The sequence below is a fragment of the Granulicoccus phenolivorans DSM 17626 = NBRC 107789 = JCM 15570 genome (assembly GCF_000423085.1).
Classification (GTDB): domain Bacteria; phylum Actinomycetota; class Actinomycetes; order Propionibacteriales; family Propionibacteriaceae; genus Granulicoccus; species Granulicoccus phenolivorans.
On sequence record NZ_AUHH01000009.1, the window covers coordinates 154,389 to 171,779 of the forward strand.

The following is a 17,391-nucleotide window of genomic DNA, read 5'->3' on the forward strand; positions in this document are numbered from 1 at the left end:
GGCCGGTTCGGGCTGCGGCGCCCGCCGGCCGCCGGAATCGCGCACAATGGTGGGGAGCAAACAGGAGGCCGTGTGACCAAGCCGGTGATCAAGTTGGCCGCCCCGGCCGACGCGCTGCTGGTGGCCGCGCTGACGCTGCAGGCAGCCCGCGACCAGAACGCCCCCCACGAGCCACGCTTCCTCGATCGATTCGCCGACGAATGGAAGCTGCGGCGTGACCAGTCCCCGATCTGGTTCGCCGAGTACGCCGGTCGGCATGCCGGGATCGTGCACGGCTCTCGGGTCCGCGCCCTGCCGTGGCCCGGCCGGGAGGACAGCTCGGCGCTGATCGTGCAACTGCTGTTCGTGCCGTCGGAGTCCCGGGATCAGGGGATCGAGGCGGCCCTGCTGGCCGGGGTTCGGGACTGGGCGCGGCGGCGCTCGATCACCGAGATCACCGCCGGTTCCCGACTCGCGGCCGAGCACCGGGACCTGATCGACCCGGCACCGTCGTTTCCGGTGTAGCAGAAATCGACCCGGCTCAGTCAGCCAAGGTTTCGGGGGTGCCGGCAGCGTTCTGCTGCACCCGGAACGACGGTCAGATCGGCAGCTTGCGGAAGATCGGCTGCGGAATCAGCTTGAGCGCGACCATCACCCACTGGAACGCCGGTGGCGCCCAGATCAGCGACTTCTTCTTCGCCACCGCGTCGACCGCCAGCCGGGCGACCTCTTCCTTGTCGACGGTCAGCGGCGCCTCCTTGACCCCGGCCGACATGCGCGTACGCACCTGCCCCGGCCGGATCACCAACACCCGCGGGCCGTACTCGGCCAGCGCCTCCCCGAGATTGCGGTAGAAACCGTCCAACCCGGCCTTGGTGGAGCCGTACACGAAGTTGGACCGGCGCACCCGCTCACCGGCGGCCGAACTCATCGCAATGATCTGCCCGAAGCCCTGGTCCTTCATCCGCTGACCGAGCAGGACACCGACCGAGACCGCCCCGGTGTAGTTGACCTGCGCCTCCAGCACCGCGCTGCGCTGATCCTGCCAGACCTTGTCCTGCTCGCCCATGATCCCGAACGCCACGATGGCCACGTCGACATCGCCGTCCGCCCAGGCCGCGTCGATCACCGCCGGATGGGTGTCGAAGGCGGTGGCGTCGAAGTCGAGCCAGCGTACGCTCGCCCCGGCCGCCTCCAACGCGGCGATCGACGCCGCCCGGGCCGGATCGGTGGGCAGGCCCGCCAGCAGGACGGTCATCGGTTGCTGCTTGCAGAACTCGGCGGCGATGGCCAGACCGATCTCGGAGGATCCGCCCAGGACCAGGATCTTCTGCGGGGTTCCGACGGCGTTGATCACACTGCTCCTAAATCAGTTCGAGGCGGCGGGCCATGTCCGAGGCGAACACCGCGTGCGGATCGATCCGGCGCCGAACCGCGAGGAATTCATCGATCCGCGGATACATCTGGTGGAAGTTCGCGGCACTGACCCGGGAGTCCTTGGCGCTGTAGACCCGGCCGCCGAACTCCATGATCCGGCGGTCGAGTTCGTTGCAGAACTCGCCCAGCCCCGGCTTGATCGGGAAGTCCACGCAGACGTTCCAGCCCTCCATCGGGAAGCTGAGCGGGGCGCGATTGCCTTCGCCGAAGAGCTTGAACACATTCAGGAAGGAATAGTGTCCCGAGGCCTGGATCGCCCGGATCACATCCTTGAACGGCTCCACGGCATCGCGGGGCACGACGGTCTGATACTGCACGAACCCGCCGGTGCGCCCGTACGCCCGGTTCCACTCCCCGAACAGATCGAGCATGTGGTAGAACTGCGACAAATTCTGCACCTTGCCGGTGTAGTTGCCGCCCATCCGGTAATAGACCTCGCCGATCGCGGAGAAGGTGAACTTGTTCGCCAGCCCCTCCGGGAAGATGTCCGGCAGGGTGACCAGGGTCGGTGCATTGAACCCCAGCGGGTTCTGCTTCAGCTTCGCCGGCAACTCGTCGAAGGTCGCCAGCCGGCCGCGGGAGATCGAGGCCCGGCCCAGTTTGGGCTCCGGGGAGATCGCATCGAACCAGGCACTGGAATAGGTGTAGTTCGCCTCCGAGCCGTCGCTGTGCACCGCGATCGTCTCGTCCAGGGTGGCGGTCTGCACCCCGTCGGCAATGAAGTACGCCGTTTCGGTGCGGGTCATCGCGATCGTGGCCCGCAGGATGATCCCGGTCAGACCCATCCCGCCGATGGTGCTCCAGAAGATCGACCCGTCCGGGTCATCGGGGGAGCCGTCGGGCCGCAGCGTCAGCACCCGGCCGTCGGCGACCAGCAGGTCCAGTTCGCGGACGTGGTTGCCGAAGGATCCCGCGCTGTGGTGGTTCTTGCCGTGGATGTCGTTGGCGATCGCCCCGCCGATGGTGACCTGCCGGGTGCCCGGCAGCACCGGTACCCACAGCCCGAACGGCAGCGCCGCCTTCATCAGCGTCTCCAGATCGACCCCGGCATCCAGATCGACCAGGGCACTCTCGGCATCGATCCGGTGGATCCGGCGCAGGGCCGTCATGTCGATGACCAGGCCGCCGGAGTTCTGCGCGACATCGCCGTAGGAGCGGCCCAGGCCGCGCGCGATCACGCCACGACGCAGGTGGGCGGGCTTGTCGGAGTTCTGATCGGCGACCCGGGCCACCGCGTCGGCGATCAACTCCACACTCGGGGTCGTCAGCACCTCGGCGGTGGTACCCCCGGCCCGACCCCAGCCACTGAGCCGCCGCACTTCGCGGGTGTAGGGCAGGCCGGCCGGAGACTTCACCACGTCCTGGGAATGATCGGACATCGCGGGCGCCCGATCAGTTCTGATCGAAGTTCCGCAGCTCCAACTCGTGGGACTGGGCGTTCACATTGGCGCGGGTGACGGCGAGCTTGACGTCCTCGACGGTGCCCTTGCCCTGATCGATCGCGGCCTGAGGGCCCTTGGCCTTCGAGATCGACGTCTTGCCGAGGAAGGCGAGCAGGCCGGCGATCACGAACAGCACCAGGCCCATGATCAGGAAGCCCAGCGCGATGCCGCCGCTGGCGCCACCGAACAACTGGCCGAACCCGAAGCCCCCGGCCATCCCCCACAGGGCCAGCCCGCACATGGCGAAGTAGCCGGCCGCGCCGAACATGCCCGCGCCGATCCCGGCCTTCTTCGCCGAGGGGATCAGATCGGCCTTGGCCAGCTCGACCTCGTCACGAACCAGAACCTTGACGTCCTCGGTGATGAGTTTGATGATCTCGTTCACACTGGCCATCTGAGCCATCGTGGTCTCCTCTTTGCTGCCCTGAGCGTCTGCTGGTGGACTCCGCGCGTCTGCTGGTGGACTTCGCCCATCCGTGCTGAGCCTAGCCAACCGCGCCGGGGACACGCATGCAACCCGGGGGATGGTCACGATCAGATTATGGATCCGCTCAGTTCGGGGTCTCCCGGCGGCGCGTACGCAACCGGCGCCGCAGCCCGACGGTGGCCAGGCAGGCGGCGATCACCGACCCGGTGAGCACCGCTGCCTTCGCTTCCTCGATGATCTCGGGATGCCCGACGAACGCGAGCTCGGAGACGAACAGGGACACCGTGAAGCCGACCCCGGCGAGCACACTCATCGAGAACAGTTCACTCCAGCGCAGATCGGCGGCCAGTCGGGCTCTGGTCAGCAGCGTGGTCAGCCGGGCGCCGAAGAAGATCCCGATCGGCTTGCCGAACACCAGGCCGCAGACGATCCCCAGCCCGATCGGAGTGGTGAAGATGAGCTGCAGGGCGGCCGGATTGATCGCGACCCCGGCGGCGGTCAGCGCGAAGACCGGGACCACGAACCCGGCCGAGATCGGTCGCATGAAGTGCTCCCACCGGTCCACCGGATCGGCCGGATCCGCCTTGTCGGAGCGGGACAGCAGACCCAGCGCCACGCCGGCGATCGTGGCATGGACGCCGGACTGGTGCAGGGCCCACCAGGTGAGGATGAACAGCGGGACGTACCACCACCAGCCCTCGATCCGGCGACGCTGCAACCCCCACCAGATCAGCGCACCGGCGGCGGCGAGGCCGAGCCAGACGAAGTTGAGGTCAGTGGTGAACACCACCGCAATCACCACGATCGCCCCCAGGTCGTCGACGATCGCCAGGGTCAGCAGGAACGCGCGGAGGCTGGCCGGGAGTCCGGAGCCCACCGCGGCCAGGATCGCGACCGCGAAGGCGATGTCGGTGGCCATCGGAATGGCCCAGCCGTGGGTGTTGCCGCCGGGCAGGGCGCTGTTGATGCTCACGTAGATGATCGCCGGGACGATCATCCCGCACACCGCGGAGATGATCGGGACCAGCGCCTCCGCCGGCCGGGACAGGGACCCCGACACGAACTCGCGTTTGAGCTCCAGGCCGGAGACGAAGAAGAAGACCGCCAACAGCCCGTCGGCGGCCCAGTGCTGGATGTCCAGCGGGCCGATCTGGAAGGTACGCACCGCCTCGTACGAACTGCCGCCGAGATTGGCCCACAGCAGCGCCACCACCGTCGCGGCGAGCATGATCAGGCCGCCGACGGTTTCCTGGCGCAGAATGTCCGGCAGCAGGTAGCGGGTCTCCGGATCCAGCCGGAAGACCTCGACAACCCTGGCCCGGGAGGTCCGCGGACCGCTTTGCGGCGCGGCTGCGGGAGGCTGGCCGGCGGGGTTGGGGGCGCCGGGGTGCTGGTCCGGACCGGGGGTTTCCTCCGGGGTGCGCGGGTCGGACGTGTCGTTCATTCGGGACTCCCTCAGGGCAGGCAACATTCTTCGCCGACCAGGCTTCCCGGCACACCATCGCGCCACTGCAGCGCTGCGAGGGTCATGCTAGCCGGTCCGGGCAGGGCCGGGAGACCCTTTTTGCGAAATGTCGCCGAGTGTTCCGGGGTGTCGGATGAGGGTGGCGGTTGGGGGTCCGCAGCGCTTCCTGCGACAGCTTCCGTGCCGGGTGCCCGTCCCGCGATGCTTCGCGCCATTCAGCGGCGGGCCGCGTCAACTCGCGGGTGGTGCTGCGGGTGCGGGAGAAGGTGAGCATCGCTGAGTCGTGTGGGGCGACGCTGAGTGAGCGGCGCCGCGTGCGTGGCTGCCCTCGGTGACCTGTGGCGCTGCGGCGGTACGCGGCTCGGACGACGGCTCCTGCCGCGGCGAGTGACCCTTACCCGGTGGCCGGGGGCTACCCGCGACTCTTGGGCCCATCCAGCGATGACATTGAGTTCCTGCACCTGCTGCACCACGTGCGGGATGACCAGAACGGGTGCTTCGTGAAGTTTCCCGTCGCGGGAAGCGTTCGGGCGCGGGATTCCATCGCAGGAAGCAACTGGCCGCCGGATTCCGTCGCGGGAAGAGACAGGACAGGCACTTCCGACGCGCGCAGCCCCGGGACACCGCGAGGCCGGTCACCACAGGTGGTGACCGGCCTCGTCCGTCCGCGCCCGGGTGACGCCGGGGTCACTTGCGCATGTTGTCCTGGATCAGGGTGACCACGGTGGCGTCGGTCAGCGTGGTGACGTCACCCAGTTCCCGGTTCTCGGCCAGGTCGCGCAGCAACCGCCGCATGATCTTGCCCGAACGGGTCTTCGGGAGTTCGGGGACCACCATCAGCTGCCGCGGCCGGGCGATCGGGGAGATCTCCTGGGCGACATGGGTACGCAGGGTCTGGATCACCTCGTCGGCGTCGATCCCGTCGGCGGCCCCGCCGCGCAGGATCACGAACGCCACGATGGCCTGGCCGGTGGTCTCATCGGCGGCACCCACGACCGCCGACTCGGCCACCCACGGGTGCCCGACCAGCGCCGATTCGATCTCGGTGGTCGACAGCCGGTGACCCGACACGTTCATCACGTCGTCGACGCGCCCGAGCAGCCAGATGTCCCCGTCGGCGTCCACCTTGGCGCCGTCGCCGGCAAAGTACTTGCCCGGGAACCGCGACCAGTAGGTATCGACGTAGCGCTGATCGTCGCCCCACAGCGTACGCAGCATCGCCGGCCACGGCTTGTCGATGATCAGGTAGCCGGTGGAATCGTCGGTGAGCTCGTGGCCCTCGTCGTTGACGACCTTGATCGAGGTACCCGGGATCGGCCGCATCGCGGCGCCGGGCTTGCCGTTCTCGATGCCGGGCAGCGGCGCGATCATGTGCATGCCGGTCTCGGTTTGCCACCAGGTGTCGACCACCGGGCAGTTGTCGTGGCCGATGTTGTGCCGGTACCACAGGTACGCCTCGGGGTTGATCGGCTCACCGACCGATCCGAGCACCCGCAGCGAGGAGAGGTCGTACTTGGCCGGAACCTGTTCGCCCCACTTCATGAAGGTACGGATCGCGGTCGGCGCGCAGTACAGGATGCTCACCTTGTACTTGTCGATCAGCTCCCACCAGCGACCCTGATGCGGCGAATCCGGGGTGCCCTCGTACATCACCGAGGTGGCCCCGTTGACCAGCGGCGCATAGACCAGGTACGAGTGCCCGGTCACCCAGCCGATGTCCGCGGCGGTCCAGAACACGTCGGTCTCGGCCTTGAGGTCGAAGCTGGCCCAGTGGGTGAACGACGTGCCGACCAGGTAGCCACCGGTGGTGTGCAGGATGCCCTTGGGCTTGCCGGTGGACCCGGAGGTGTACATGACGTACAGCGGGTGCTCGGCGGGGAAGACCTCGTACTTGTGCTCGCCGGACTGGCGGCCGACCACGTCGTGCCACCACACGTCGCGGCCCTCGGCCATCGCGACGTCCTCGCCGGTGCGCTGCACCACGATCGTGCTGCGGACGCCGGGGGTGTGCTCCAGGGCCTTGTCGACCGCGGCCTTCAGCGGGGCGGGCTTGCCACGGCGGTACTGACCGTCGGCGGTGATGACCACCTGGCAGTCACAGTCGTTGATCCGGGCCGCGAGCGCATCGGCGGAGAAGCCGGCGAACACGACCACATGCATCGCCCCGAGCCGGGCGCAGGCCAGCATCGCCACCACCGCTTCGGGGATCATCGGCAGGTAGAGCGCCACCCGGTCGCCGGACTTCACGCCCAGTTCGGTCAGCGCATTCGCCGCCTTGCAGACCTCCTCGGTCAGCTGGGCATAGGTGATCGTCCGGGTGTCGCCGGGGTCGCCCTCCCAGTAGAAGGCGACCCGGTCCCCGTTGCCGGCCTCGACATGGCGATCCAGGCAGTTGTACGCCGCGTTCAGGGTGCCGTCGGCGTACCACTTGTAGAAGGGCGGATTGGACTCATCCAGCGTCTGGGTCGGCGCGGTGGCCCAACTGAGCCGGTTCGCCTGCTCGGTCCAGAACGCCAGCGGATCGGCCTGGGCGCGGTCGTACATGTCCTTGGTGAAGTTCGCATTGGCGGCAAGCTCCGCGGGGGGCGGGAATGTCGTCGAGTCGTCAGCCATGGTCACTCCTTCGTGTCAGCTGCCTGGTGGGCGTCACTTTATCGGCCGGGTCCCAGCGGTGCGGGAGAAGTGCCCAAGGGATCCCCCCGTCGCAGGCGCTGGCCGGAACCCGGGCGCTTGTAGGGTGGCCGGCATGGGGAGCGCTGAACACTGACCGTGGCCGAGCGATGGAGCGTCGATCGCGTGCTGGCCGCGGCCCCCGATTCCCAGGTGCAGGTGGACGGGCGGAAGCTGGCCACGCCGGGGCCGTGGAGCAACCTGGGCAGTTCCGACGCGCTGGTCTGGGGAGAGTGCCGGGGGTCCGGGCGTACGCCGTACCAGGTGATGATCGACACCCGGAAGCCGGACTACCGGTGTTCCTGCCCGTCGCGGAAGGTCCCCTGCAAGCATGCGATCGGGCTGCTGGTCCTGTGGGCCCAGGGACAGATCTCCGAAACCGGTGAGGTGACCGGGTTCGCCGCCGAGCACGCCCGGCGCCGCACGTCCGCCGAGCCGGCGGCCGCCGCGCCGGCCGAGCGGACCGAGGCCCAGATGGCGGCGGCAGCCCGGCGGACCCGGCAGCGACTGGAGCGCATCGGGGACGGAATGCTCGAACTCGAACGCTGGCTGGGCGACCAGATCACCGCGGGCCTGGCCACGCTGACCGATCGCCGGCTCGAACTGGTGGCCGCCCGGATGGTCGACGCCCAGGCGCCCGCGGTGGCGAACCGGCTGCGCGACCTGCCCCAGCAGATCCTGCCCGGCCCGCAGCGCGAGGAGCGCCTGCTGGAGGAACTCTCCCTGCTGCACCTGCTCGCCGGCGCCTGGCGGGGCCGCGACCGGCTCTCCGCGGAACTGCGCGCCACCCTGGACGCCCGGGTCGGGCTGACCGTCGACAAGGAATCGGTGCTGGCCACCCCCGGCGTACGCGACCACTGGGTGGTCTTCGGGCTGCACGATCTGGCCGGGGATCGGATCAACACCCGTCGGGTCTGGATCCGCGGTCAGCACACCGGCCGGTACGCGCTGGTGCTGATCTTCAGCCCCGGCAATTCCTTCGACACCACGCTGTATCCCGGGCTGGTGTTCGTGGCCGACCTGCACTTCTATCCTGCGCGGCCGGCCCTGCGGGCGCTGATCGGGCAGAGCTACGACGAGGCGCCCCGGGTGCCGCCGCTGCCGCCGGTCCTGACCGATCTGGCCGGCGCCCGAGCGGGGTATGCCGCGGCCCTGGCGCAGGATCCGTGGCTGGACCTGTGGCCGGTTGCCGTCCGCGGCCGGATCCTGCGGGCCGAGGACGCCTGGGTGCTGCGCGATCACAGCGGCGCCGGGATCGAACTGCTCGGCGAGGACGCCGAACTGTGGAGTCTGTACGCCCATACCCTCGGCCGGGAGGCCGGCGTCTCGGGGGAGTGGAGCCCCGACGGGCTGCGTCCGCTGGGCGTCACAGCAATCCCGGCCGAGGACACCGAGGAGGCGGCGCCGTGATGAACCCCGACCGGGTGACCACCTTCGCGGACCTGACCGCGGCAGCGACCGTCGGCCCGGGCAATCGGCCGGTGGCGCTGGACCGGCTGCCGGCCGAGTTCGGCAGTGCCCCTACCGGTGCCGATCCCGGGCCGGCGCTGCTGGCGGCCGCGGCGGCGTACACGGTGGCCCGACGAGCCACCGGGCACACCCTGCCGGCCAATGAGCTACCGGATCCGCCGCCGGTTGCCGCCGAGACCCGGTCGCTGCCCTCGCCGCGCTACCTGGGGGCGTTCCGGCAACTCTTCCGGCAGCGGGCCGGGATCGTGAACGAGTTGCTGGTGGAGGCGCTGTCCCGGCTGGGGGAGCGTGGCTATCGGCTGCCCCCGGCCCTGCTGCCCGCCCTGCTCGATCGCGCCATCTTCGACCGAACGCTGCGCGAACACCTGGCCCCGGTGCTAGGGGAGGCCGGACATCACCTGGTCGCGCTGAACCCCGCCTGGGTGCCGGTAACGCCGCCGGAGCAGGCGGCCGATCCCGCGGTGTGGGAGTACGGCACGCCGAGCCAACGGGTGGCGTACCTCACCGCGCTGCGCAGCCGGGATCCGGGCGCGGCCCGGGACCTGCTGCAGGCCGACTTCGACACGCACGGAACCGAGGAGCGGGCCCGACTGCTCGGGGCGCTCGCGACCGGGCTCGGCCCCGCCGACGAGGCCTTTCTCGAGTCCGTCCTGGACGGCGGCTCCACGACGGTGGCCGACGTCGCGCGCGAGCTGCTCGCCGGGCTGCCGGACTCGGCCTTCGTTGGACGGCTACTGGCCCGGGCCCGGGTCGCGATCACCTACACCCCCACCAGCTTCCTGCGGCGACAGCCGGGCTCCGTGACGATCACCGAAATCACCGCCGACACCGAGGAGGACCGGCAGCGGCTGGCCCGCGACGGGCTGAAACCGGCCCGCGGCTCGGATCCGGCCGGCCAACAGGTACGCCGACTCCTGGGCTGGATCCCGCCGGCCGCCTGGCCCGCGCTCGGCTACACCGCCACCGATCTGGTCCGCGCCGACTGGGGGGCCGCGATGACCGGCACCGGGCCGCAGCGGGCCCCGCTGGCCAGGGCCGCCCTGCGCTACCGCGATGCCACCGTGGCCGCCGCACTGCTGGAGGCCGAGGCCCCGACCGAGGGCCTGGCCGACCTGGTCCCGAGTGCGGTCCTGCTGCGGCGCTGGGACATCCGGCTGGCCGGCTCCCGTCCGACGTCGGTGCTGTCGATGATCCCGAAGCAGTGGGACGACGAGTTCGCCGTCGGCATGCTGCGCTTTCTGGATCAGCTGGTCCGCGCCCCCAACGGGCGGCACAGCCCGCTGGTGACCCAGCTCGCCCACACCGGGCAGACCCGCTTCCCGATCGGCGAAGCAGCCACCTATGCCGCCGCGCTGCGCCGGATCGCCGCGGTGGACACCCACTCGGCCGCGGTCCTGTTGGACACCGCCACCACCCTGGAATTACGTGTTGCCCTGCTCAAGGAGTTGCCATGACCGCCACCTCGTCCGGTACCGATCAGTTGCTGCGCCCGCACGCCGAGCAGGCGTACGCCACCGAACTGGCCCGACTGGCCACCGTCGACGACCGGCCCCGACCCACGAACTGGAAGCTGTCCCCGTGGGCGGTGGTCACCTATCTGGTCGGCGGTACGCTGCCCGACGGGTTCGAGGTGAGCACCAAATATGTCGGCAACCGACGCCTGATCGAGGTCGCGGTGGCGACCCTGGCGACCGATCGGGCGCTGCTGCTGCTGGGCGTGCCGGGCACCGCGAAGTCGTGGGTCTCCGAACATCTGGCCGCCGCGATTTCCGGTGATTCCACGCTGCTGGTGCAGGGCACCGCGGGTACCCCGGAGGAGGCGGTGCGCTACGGCTGGAACTACGCCCGGCTGCTGGCCGAGGGGCCGTCGACGGCGGCCCTGGTGGCCTCCCCGATCATGACCGCGATGGCCGAGGGTCGGATCGCTCGGCTGGAGGAGCTCACCCGGATCCCCTCCGATGTCCAGGACGCGCTGATCACGGTCCTGTCGGAGAAGACTCTCCCGATCCCGGAACTGAACACCGAGGTACAGGCCGAGCGCGGGTTCAACCTGATCGCGACCGCGAACGACCGGGACCGCGGCGTGAACGAACTGTCCTCGGCGTTGCGCCGCCGGTTCAACACGGTGGTGCTCCCGCTGCCCGACAGCTACGAGGACGAGGTCCGCATCGTCGCCGGACGGGTGGCCGACCTGGGCCGCTCGCTGGAACTGCCCCCGGCCGACCGGGCCGCCGATGAGATCCGGCGGGTGGTCACCATCTTCCGGGAACTGCGCAGCGGGGTGACCACCGACGGGCGGACCTCGCTGAAGTCACCCTCGGGCACGCTGTCCACCGCCGAGGCGATCTCGGTGATCACCAACGGGATCGCGCTGGCCACCCACTTCGGGGACGGCACCCTGCGCGCCGCCGATGTCGCCGCCGGCATCGTCGGCTCGGTGGTCAAGGACCCGGTCGCCGATCAGGTGGTCTGGAAGGAATATCTGGAGGCCGTGGTGCGGCAGCGGCCGGACTGGAAGGACTTCTATCGCGCCTCCCGCGAGGTCTCCGGGTGAGCGAGCCGAACCCCACCCTGCCCGGGGACGCCGCTCCGCCCGGCGCAGCGGAGGTGGCGCGGGTGCGCGTCCTCGGCATCCGGCACCACGGTCCGGGCTCGGCGCGTGCGGTCCGCGCCGCCCTGGCCGAATATCGGCCCGAACTGGTCCTGATCGAGGGACCGCCGGAGGCCGACGCCCTGGTGCCGCTGGTCGCCGACCCCGACCTGCGCCCGCCGGTCGCGCTGCTGGCGTATGCCGCCGACCAGCCCCGGCTCTCGGCGTTCTGGCCCTTCGCGGAGTTCTCCCCGGAGTGGCAGGCCCTGCGCTGGGCGGTCGAGGCCGCGGTCCCGGTGCGATTCATGGATCTGCCGGCCACGCACACCCTGGCCCTGCAGGCCGAGCGCAAACAGGAGCTGTTGGCGGCCTTCCTCGGCGAGGACGGGGAGTCCGGGGGCGAGGAATCCGGCGACGGGGACGACGACGCGGAATCGGGCGACGCGGAAGCGGGTGACGCTGAAGCGGGGGCCGAGCCGGCGCCGACCACGCCGGCGGCCGACACCCCCGAACCCGGCGCCCCCGAACCCGGCGCCCCGATCCGGACCGACCCGATCGCGGTGCTGGCCCGGGCCGCCGGGTACGACGACCCCGAACGCTGGTGGGACGACGTGATCGAATCCCGCACCGACGGGGATCCCTTCGAGGCGATCACCGAGGCGATGGCCGAACTGCGCGCCGCCGGGATCCGGGAGCGGGATGCGTACGCCGAGGCGGAGGAGGCCCGCCGGGAGGCATACATGCGGAAGGTGCTGCGGACCGCCCTGAAGACCGACGCGGCCCGGATCGCGGTGATCTGCGGCGCCTGGCACGCACCGGCCCTCACCGGCAAACTCCCGAAGGTCGGCGCGGACAACGCCCTGCTCAAGGGCCTGCCCAAGCGCAAGATCGCGACCACCTGGGTGCCGTGGACCCACGGCCGGCTGCGGCTGCAGTCCGGGTACGGCGCCGGGATCGAGTCACCGGGGTGGTACGCCCACCTGTTCGGCGCCGGCGACCGGGTGATCGAACGCTGGCTGATCCGGGTCGCGGGAACCCTGCGCGCGCACGATCTGCCGATCTCCTCCGCGCACGTGATCGAGGCCGTCCGGCTCACCAATACCCTCGCCACGCTGCGCGGACGCCCGCTGCCCGGGCTGGACGAGGTCACCGAGGCGACCCGATCGGTGATGTGCGACGGATCGGCGGAGGTCCTCGGTCTGGTCACCACCGACCTGGTCCGCGGCGAGGCCCTGGGAACGGTCCCCGAAACCGCGACCGCCGTCCCGCTGGAGGCCGATCTGCGGGCCACGATCAAACGGCTGCGGCTCAAGCAGGACCCGACGCCGCGCTCGATCCAACTCGACCTGCGCAAGGAGAACGACCGGGGCAAGTCGCAACTGCTGCGCCGGCTGCGCATCCTCGGGATCGCCTGGGGCAACCCGGAGGAGACCGGCGGCCTGGGCACCTTCAAGGAGGGCTGGGTGCTCGCCTGGGACCCCGCCTTCAGCGTCGACGTGATCACCGCCTCGGTGTGGGGCGCGACCGTGGCCGATGCCGCCACCGCGAAACTGGTCCGGAGCGCGGACTCCCTGGCCGCGGTGACCGGCCGGATCGAGGAGGCGCTGACCGCCGACCTGCCCGACGCGCTGGATCCGCTGCTGCGTACCCTCGATGAGCTGGCCGCCCACCAGAGCGACGTCTACCAGCTGATGGACGCGATCCCGCCGCTGGTGCGCGCCCAGCGCTACGGCGACGTCCGCGGCACCGATACCACCGCCCTGGGTGCGGTGGCCCGGGCCCTGCTGCTGCGGGTGTGCGCGGGCCTGCCGGCGGCGGTCGGCGGCCTGGGCGACGAGGCCGCCGCCGCGGCGAAGCAGAGCATCGACGGGGTTCAGGCGGTGCTCGCGCTGCTGCCCGCCGACGGTGCCGAACAGGAGTGGAGCGATCAACTCCTGGCCCTGTCCGAGCGCGCCGATGTGCACGGGCTGCTCAGCGGCCGGTTGACTCGGATCCTGTTGGACAGTGGCCGGATCGACGTCCAGGACGCGGCGGACCGGCTCTCCCGAGCGCTGTCCCACGGGCCGAGTCCGCTGGCGAAGGCGCACTGGATCGAAGGGTTCCTCTCCGGTGGGGCCCTGCTGTTGATCCACCACCAGGAACTGCTGCCGGTGCTGGACCGGTGGGTCGCCGGCCTGGCCGAGGAGGACTTCCTCGACATCGTCGCCCTGCTGCGGCGTACCTTCGGGGCCTTCGAGCGAGCCGAACGCAACAACATCATCGACCGGGTACGCAGCATCGGCGCCCCGGCGGCACCGACGCTCGCCGAGCACCTCGATTTCGACCTGGCCGCGGCCGCGCTGGCGACCGTACGCCTGCTGCAGACCGCCGGTACCGGTGAGGAGAACCCATGAGCGATCACCCTGCCTCCGATCAGCCTGCGTCCGATCCCGCCGCGTCCGATGCGACTGCGGAGCGGCTGCGCCGGTGGAAGCTGCTGCTCGGCTCGGCCTCCGACGACGCCGACGGGACCGGGGTGAGCCTGAACCCGGCCGACGCGACGATGAACCGGGCGCTCGGCGATCTCTACGACAGCGATGCCCGGGCCACCAAGGGCCGCGGCGGCCTGGGCAGTTCGGCGCCGCGGCTGAGCCGTTGGCTCGGGGACATCCGGACCTACTTCCCCTCGACGGTAGTCAATGTGCTGCAGACCGATGCCATCAAGCGACACAATCTGACCCAGTTGCTGCTGGAACCCGAGGTCGCCGACACCATCGAGCCCGACGTTGCGCTGGTCAGCGCCCTGATCGGCCTGTCCTCGACCCTGTCGGAGACCAGTCGGCAGACCGCGCGGATGGTGGTCGGCAAGGTCGTCGCCCAGGTGGAGAAGCGGATCGGGGAGCAGACCCGGGCCGCGGTCCGCGGGGCCCTGCACCGGGCGGCCCGGGTCACCCGGCCACGGCCCGGCGATATCGACTGGAACCGGACGATCGCGGCCAATCTGAAGAACTACCTGCCCGAGTACCGGACCGTGGTCCCGCAGCGCCTGATCGGCTACGGCCGGCGCGTCCCCGCGGTCCGCAAACATTTCGTGCTCGCCGTCGACCAGTCCGGGTCGATGGCCGATTCGGTGGTCTACTCCGCGATCTTCGGGGCGGTGCTCGCCTCGATCCGGGCCGCGCGGACCTCAATGGTGGTCTTCGACACCCAGGTGGCGGACCTGACCGAGCAACTGGTCGACCCGATCGAGGTGTTGTTCAGTACGCAGTTGGGTGGCGGGACCGACATCAATGCCGCGGTCGCGTACTGCCAGGGGCTGATCACCAGCCCCCGCGACACGGTGTTCGTGCTCATCTCCGACCTGTACGAGGGCGGGGTGGCCGAGCAGTTGCTGGCCCGGATGGCCGAACTGCGCGCCGCCGGCGTCCAGGCGGTGACACTGCTCGCGCTGAGTGACTCCGGCGCCCCGGCGTACGACCGGGAACTGGCGGCCCAGCTGGTCGAACTCGGCGTCCCCTCCTTCGCCTGTACGCCGGACGCGTTCCCGGACCTGCTGGCGGCGGCGCTGAACGGGGACAACCTGATGGCCTGGGCCGATCGGTACGAGTCCGATCGCGAGCACGGCCTGAACTGAACGGGCCTGCTCAGGCGCCGAGGTCGTGCAGGTGGTGCTCGATCTCGTGCCGGAAGTAGGCGGTGAACGTCGCCAGGGTGAAGACCATCCCGTCGCTGCGCCGTGCGGGTCGGTCCCACTGATCGGGCGCCACGGTGTCGTAGCGGTCGGCTGCCCGGGCGGCCACCGCGGCGAAGCGCCGGGCCACCTCGGCCGGATCCTGGCCGTTGTAGTTGTCGGCGACCGCGGCTGCCTCCCCGTCCCAGTCGGCGAAGACGGGGTCGTCCTCGGTCAGCATCCGCTCGACCCGGGCGGTGAACACCTCGGCCACCCCGAGGATGTGCCCGGCGTACTCCAGCGGCGACCAGATGCCGAGAGCGGGCCGCCGGCGCAGGTCATCGGGGCGCAGGTCGTCGCGGCGCAGGGCACCGGCCAACCGCTCGATGGACGCCCGCAGGAAGGCACCGGTCCCGGCGCGCTCGAAATCTGCGTCGAAGCCGCACTCGGCACAGCCGTCGCTGATCACCACCGTCCAGTCCTTGGCGTCGTGGCGGGCGGGGGTGGTCGCTTCCGGGTCGGTCATCTGCCGATAGTAGCCCCGGGCGCGGCCGGTCAGACGTGGATGCGCAGGCCGTCGGAGTCGGGGACCGGGAAGTCCAGCTCGCGGTGGTCGGCGACCGCGCGCCAGCAGACCGCCTGGAAGGGCAACAGCAACGGCTGCCCGCCGCGGGACACCGAGTCGTACACGTCGCCGATATCGGCCAACAGCTCGCTCCGCTCGGCGTTGCGCAGGGCGCCGACGGCCGGCCGGTGGGCGACCAGGTGCTGCAGTCCGGCGCGGGTGATCGGCTTCCAGTCCCGGAAGATCCGTTCCTCGGCGTCGGTGAAGTAGGGAGATTCGGCCAGCAGTGGCCAGGCGTCCTGTCCGTAGTCGCCGCGCATCGCGGTCGGATCGGCGCGCTGCAACCGCTCGGCGAGCCGTTTCACCCACGGCACCGAGTCGTCGCGGCTGTGGAAGATGACCCCGATCCGGCCACCGGGTCGCAGCACCCGGGAGAACTCGGCCAGAGCCAGCCCGGGGGCGAAACCGCGGAGGGCGTGCTGCACCGTGACGGCCCCGAAGGTGCCACTGGCGAACGGCAGCGCCTCGGCGCGGGCGATCACATGCGTGTCGTGACCGAGCCGGGCGGCCAGGCGCGGGGCCCGGGCGGGATCGGCATCGACGGTGTGCACCAGGTGGCCACGTCCGGCCAGCATGGCCGCCAGTTGACCGGAGCCGGATCCGACATCGCAGACCCGGTCCGGCTCCTCCACCAGCCAGTCGACCGCGCGTACCGGATATACCGAGGCGGCGGGCTGGTGGAAACTCATGCGGCACACTCTAGGTGTGAATGACCCACTTTCCGCGTTGGCCACTCTGGAGGGCGTGCCCTCGGCGGTGACCGCCGCCCGCGATGCCGCCGATGTGATCCAGCGCGACCGGGGGCGCAAGGTGATCCCGGCCGAGATCTCCGCCAAGGCCCTGCTGGCCGGGGCCCGGGCCAGCGCCGCCATCGAGGACGATCTTGCCGCGCCGGCGCCCGAGGGCGGCTGGCAGGCCGCGGCGATCCGGCTGTCCACCGAGTTGTTCGACCTGGCCGGGTTGATCCGGACCGCGCCGGGACAGGCGCTGGCCCGGATGCATGCCCTGCTCGGGCAGGGCTGGGTGCCCGATCCGGAGTTGGGTCGGGTACGCCCGGAGGCCGCCGCCCGGATCTCGGGACTGAACCAGCTGCTGAGCGGATCGACCCAGGCGTCGCCGGTGGTGGTGGCTGCGATCGCGCACGCCGAGGTGGCCACGATCGAACCGTTCGGGGCCGGGGACGGGATCATCGCGCGGGCCGTCGAGCATGCGGTGCTGATCGCCGGGGGGATCGACCCGCGGGCGATCCTGGTCCCCGAGGCCGGACACCGGGCGGCCGGACGCGGGTACGCCCGGGCACTGCAGGGCTACGCGACCGGCGACGTGAACGGGGTGCGGGGCTGGATCCTGCACTGTGCGCAGGCGCTCACCTATGGCGTGGAGGTTTCCCCGCTGGCCGGCTGAGCGCGGTCACCTGACCGGACCTGATCCGTCGCATTCGGCATCGTTGCCGACGCGGGGCCGAAATGGGGCTGTTGTGCAAACTGGTGCCGGCTCCCTGTCATTGGCGGCGGGTATCAGGTCGGGGCGCTCATGGCGCCACTGCCGGCGATCGCGCGGGTTGAGTTCGGTGGCGCGGGTTGAGTTCGGTGGCGCGGGTGCTGCAGGGGCCGCGGGCCGGATCCGGACCTGCGAGC

Annotated in this window: 14 protein-coding genes; 7 read left to right on the plus strand and 7 right to left on the minus strand. The window is 70.7% G+C overall.

What is annotated here, in order from left to right:
• The first annotated feature begins 72 nt into the window (after nucleotides 1-72).
• Nucleotides 73-504, plus strand: a complete 432-nt coding sequence (locus G531_RS20525; RefSeq protein WP_051215056.1) for a GNAT family N-acetyltransferase — start codon at nucleotides 73-75, stop codon at nucleotides 502-504.
• A gap of 73 nt (nucleotides 505-577) precedes the next feature.
• On the opposite strand, the gene dprE2 is transcribed toward G531_RS20525, so the two are convergent.
• The 5 genes from dprE2 to acs form a co-directional block, all read right to left on the minus strand.
• The gene (gene dprE2, locus G531_RS0104960; protein ID WP_026926400.1) at nucleotides 578-1,336 is read right to left on the minus strand and encodes a decaprenylphospho-beta-D-erythro-pentofuranosid-2-ulose 2-reductase; all 759 of its coding nucleotides are present in this window, start codon (nucleotides 1,334-1,336) and stop codon (nucleotides 578-580) included.
• Nucleotides 1,337-1,343: 7 nt separating this feature from the next.
• On the minus strand, nucleotides 1,344-2,795 hold the full coding sequence (dprE1, locus tag G531_RS0104965) for a decaprenylphosphoryl-beta-D-ribose oxidase (RefSeq protein ID WP_026926401.1): 1,452 nt from the start codon (nucleotides 2,793-2,795) through the stop codon (nucleotides 1,344-1,346).
• A 13-nt stretch (nucleotides 2,796-2,808) separates the two neighbouring features.
• Nucleotides 2,809-3,261 carry a phage holin family protein gene (locus tag G531_RS20530; protein ID WP_051215057.1) on the minus strand — a complete coding sequence of 151 codons (453 nt, stop codon included), beginning with the start codon at nucleotides 3,259-3,261 and terminating at the stop codon, nucleotides 2,809-2,811.
• 148 nt (nucleotides 3,262-3,409) lie between these two features.
• On the minus strand, nucleotides 3,410-4,729 hold the full coding sequence (gene nhaA / locus G531_RS20535; RefSeq protein ID WP_081683830.1) for a Na+/H+ antiporter NhaA: 1,320 nt from the start codon (nucleotides 4,727-4,729) through the stop codon (nucleotides 3,410-3,412).
• A gap of 708 nt (nucleotides 4,730-5,437) precedes the next feature.
• A complete protein-coding gene (acs, locus tag G531_RS0104980; RefSeq protein ID WP_026926402.1) occupies nucleotides 5,438-7,363 on the minus strand; it encodes an acetate--CoA ligase in 1,926 nt (641 codons plus the stop codon).
• A gap of 156 nt (nucleotides 7,364-7,519) precedes the next feature.
• Between acs and G531_RS20540 the strand changes: the two genes are divergently transcribed.
• From G531_RS20540 to G531_RS0105005, 5 genes are read left to right on the plus strand one after another with little or no spacing between them, the layout of a single operon-like run.
• A complete protein-coding gene (locus G531_RS20540; protein WP_145978584.1) occupies nucleotides 7,520-8,830 on the plus strand; it encodes an SWIM zinc finger family protein in 1,311 nt (436 codons plus the stop codon).
• Nucleotides 8,830-10,344 carry a DUF5691 domain-containing protein gene (locus tag G531_RS24390; RefSeq protein ID WP_026926403.1) on the plus strand — a complete coding sequence of 505 codons (1,515 nt, stop codon included), beginning with the start codon at nucleotides 8,830-8,832 and terminating at the stop codon, nucleotides 10,342-10,344. The genes G531_RS20540 and G531_RS24390 overlap by 1 nt, the downstream gene beginning before the upstream one ends.
• Nucleotides 10,341-11,444 (plus strand): ATP-binding protein, encoded by a 1,104-nt coding sequence (locus G531_RS0104995; protein WP_026926404.1) that lies wholly within the window; start codon nucleotides 10,341-10,343, stop codon nucleotides 11,442-11,444. The genes G531_RS24390 and G531_RS0104995 overlap by 4 nt, the downstream gene beginning before the upstream one ends.
• Nucleotides 11,441-13,873, plus strand: coding sequence for a DUF5682 family protein (locus G531_RS20550; RefSeq protein WP_245630424.1), 2,433 nt, complete (start codon nucleotides 11,441-11,443; stop codon nucleotides 13,871-13,873). The genes G531_RS0104995 and G531_RS20550 overlap by 4 nt, the downstream gene beginning before the upstream one ends.
• Entirely contained in the window at nucleotides 13,870-15,093 is a 1,224-nt protein-coding gene (locus G531_RS0105005; RefSeq protein WP_051215059.1) for a VWA domain-containing protein, read from the plus strand. The genes G531_RS20550 and G531_RS0105005 overlap by 4 nt, the downstream gene beginning before the upstream one ends.
• A gap of 10 nt (nucleotides 15,094-15,103) precedes the next feature.
• On the opposite strand, the gene G531_RS0105010 is transcribed toward G531_RS0105005, so the two are convergent.
• A complete protein-coding gene (locus G531_RS0105010) occupies nucleotides 15,104-15,655 on the minus strand; it encodes a DinB family protein (RefSeq protein ID WP_026926406.1) in 552 nt (183 codons plus the stop codon).
• Between the two features lie 29 nt (nucleotides 15,656-15,684).
• A complete protein-coding gene (locus tag G531_RS0105015) occupies nucleotides 15,685-16,443 on the minus strand; it encodes a class I SAM-dependent methyltransferase (RefSeq protein WP_051215060.1) in 759 nt (252 codons plus the stop codon).
• 16 nt (nucleotides 16,444-16,459) lie between these two features.
• On the opposite strand from G531_RS0105015, the gene G531_RS20555 reads away from it, so the two are divergent.
• Nucleotides 16,460-17,158, plus strand: coding sequence for a Fic family protein (locus G531_RS20555; protein ID WP_211221769.1), 699 nt, complete (start codon nucleotides 16,460-16,462; stop codon nucleotides 17,156-17,158).
• Nucleotides 17,159-17,391: the final 233 nt, after the last annotated feature.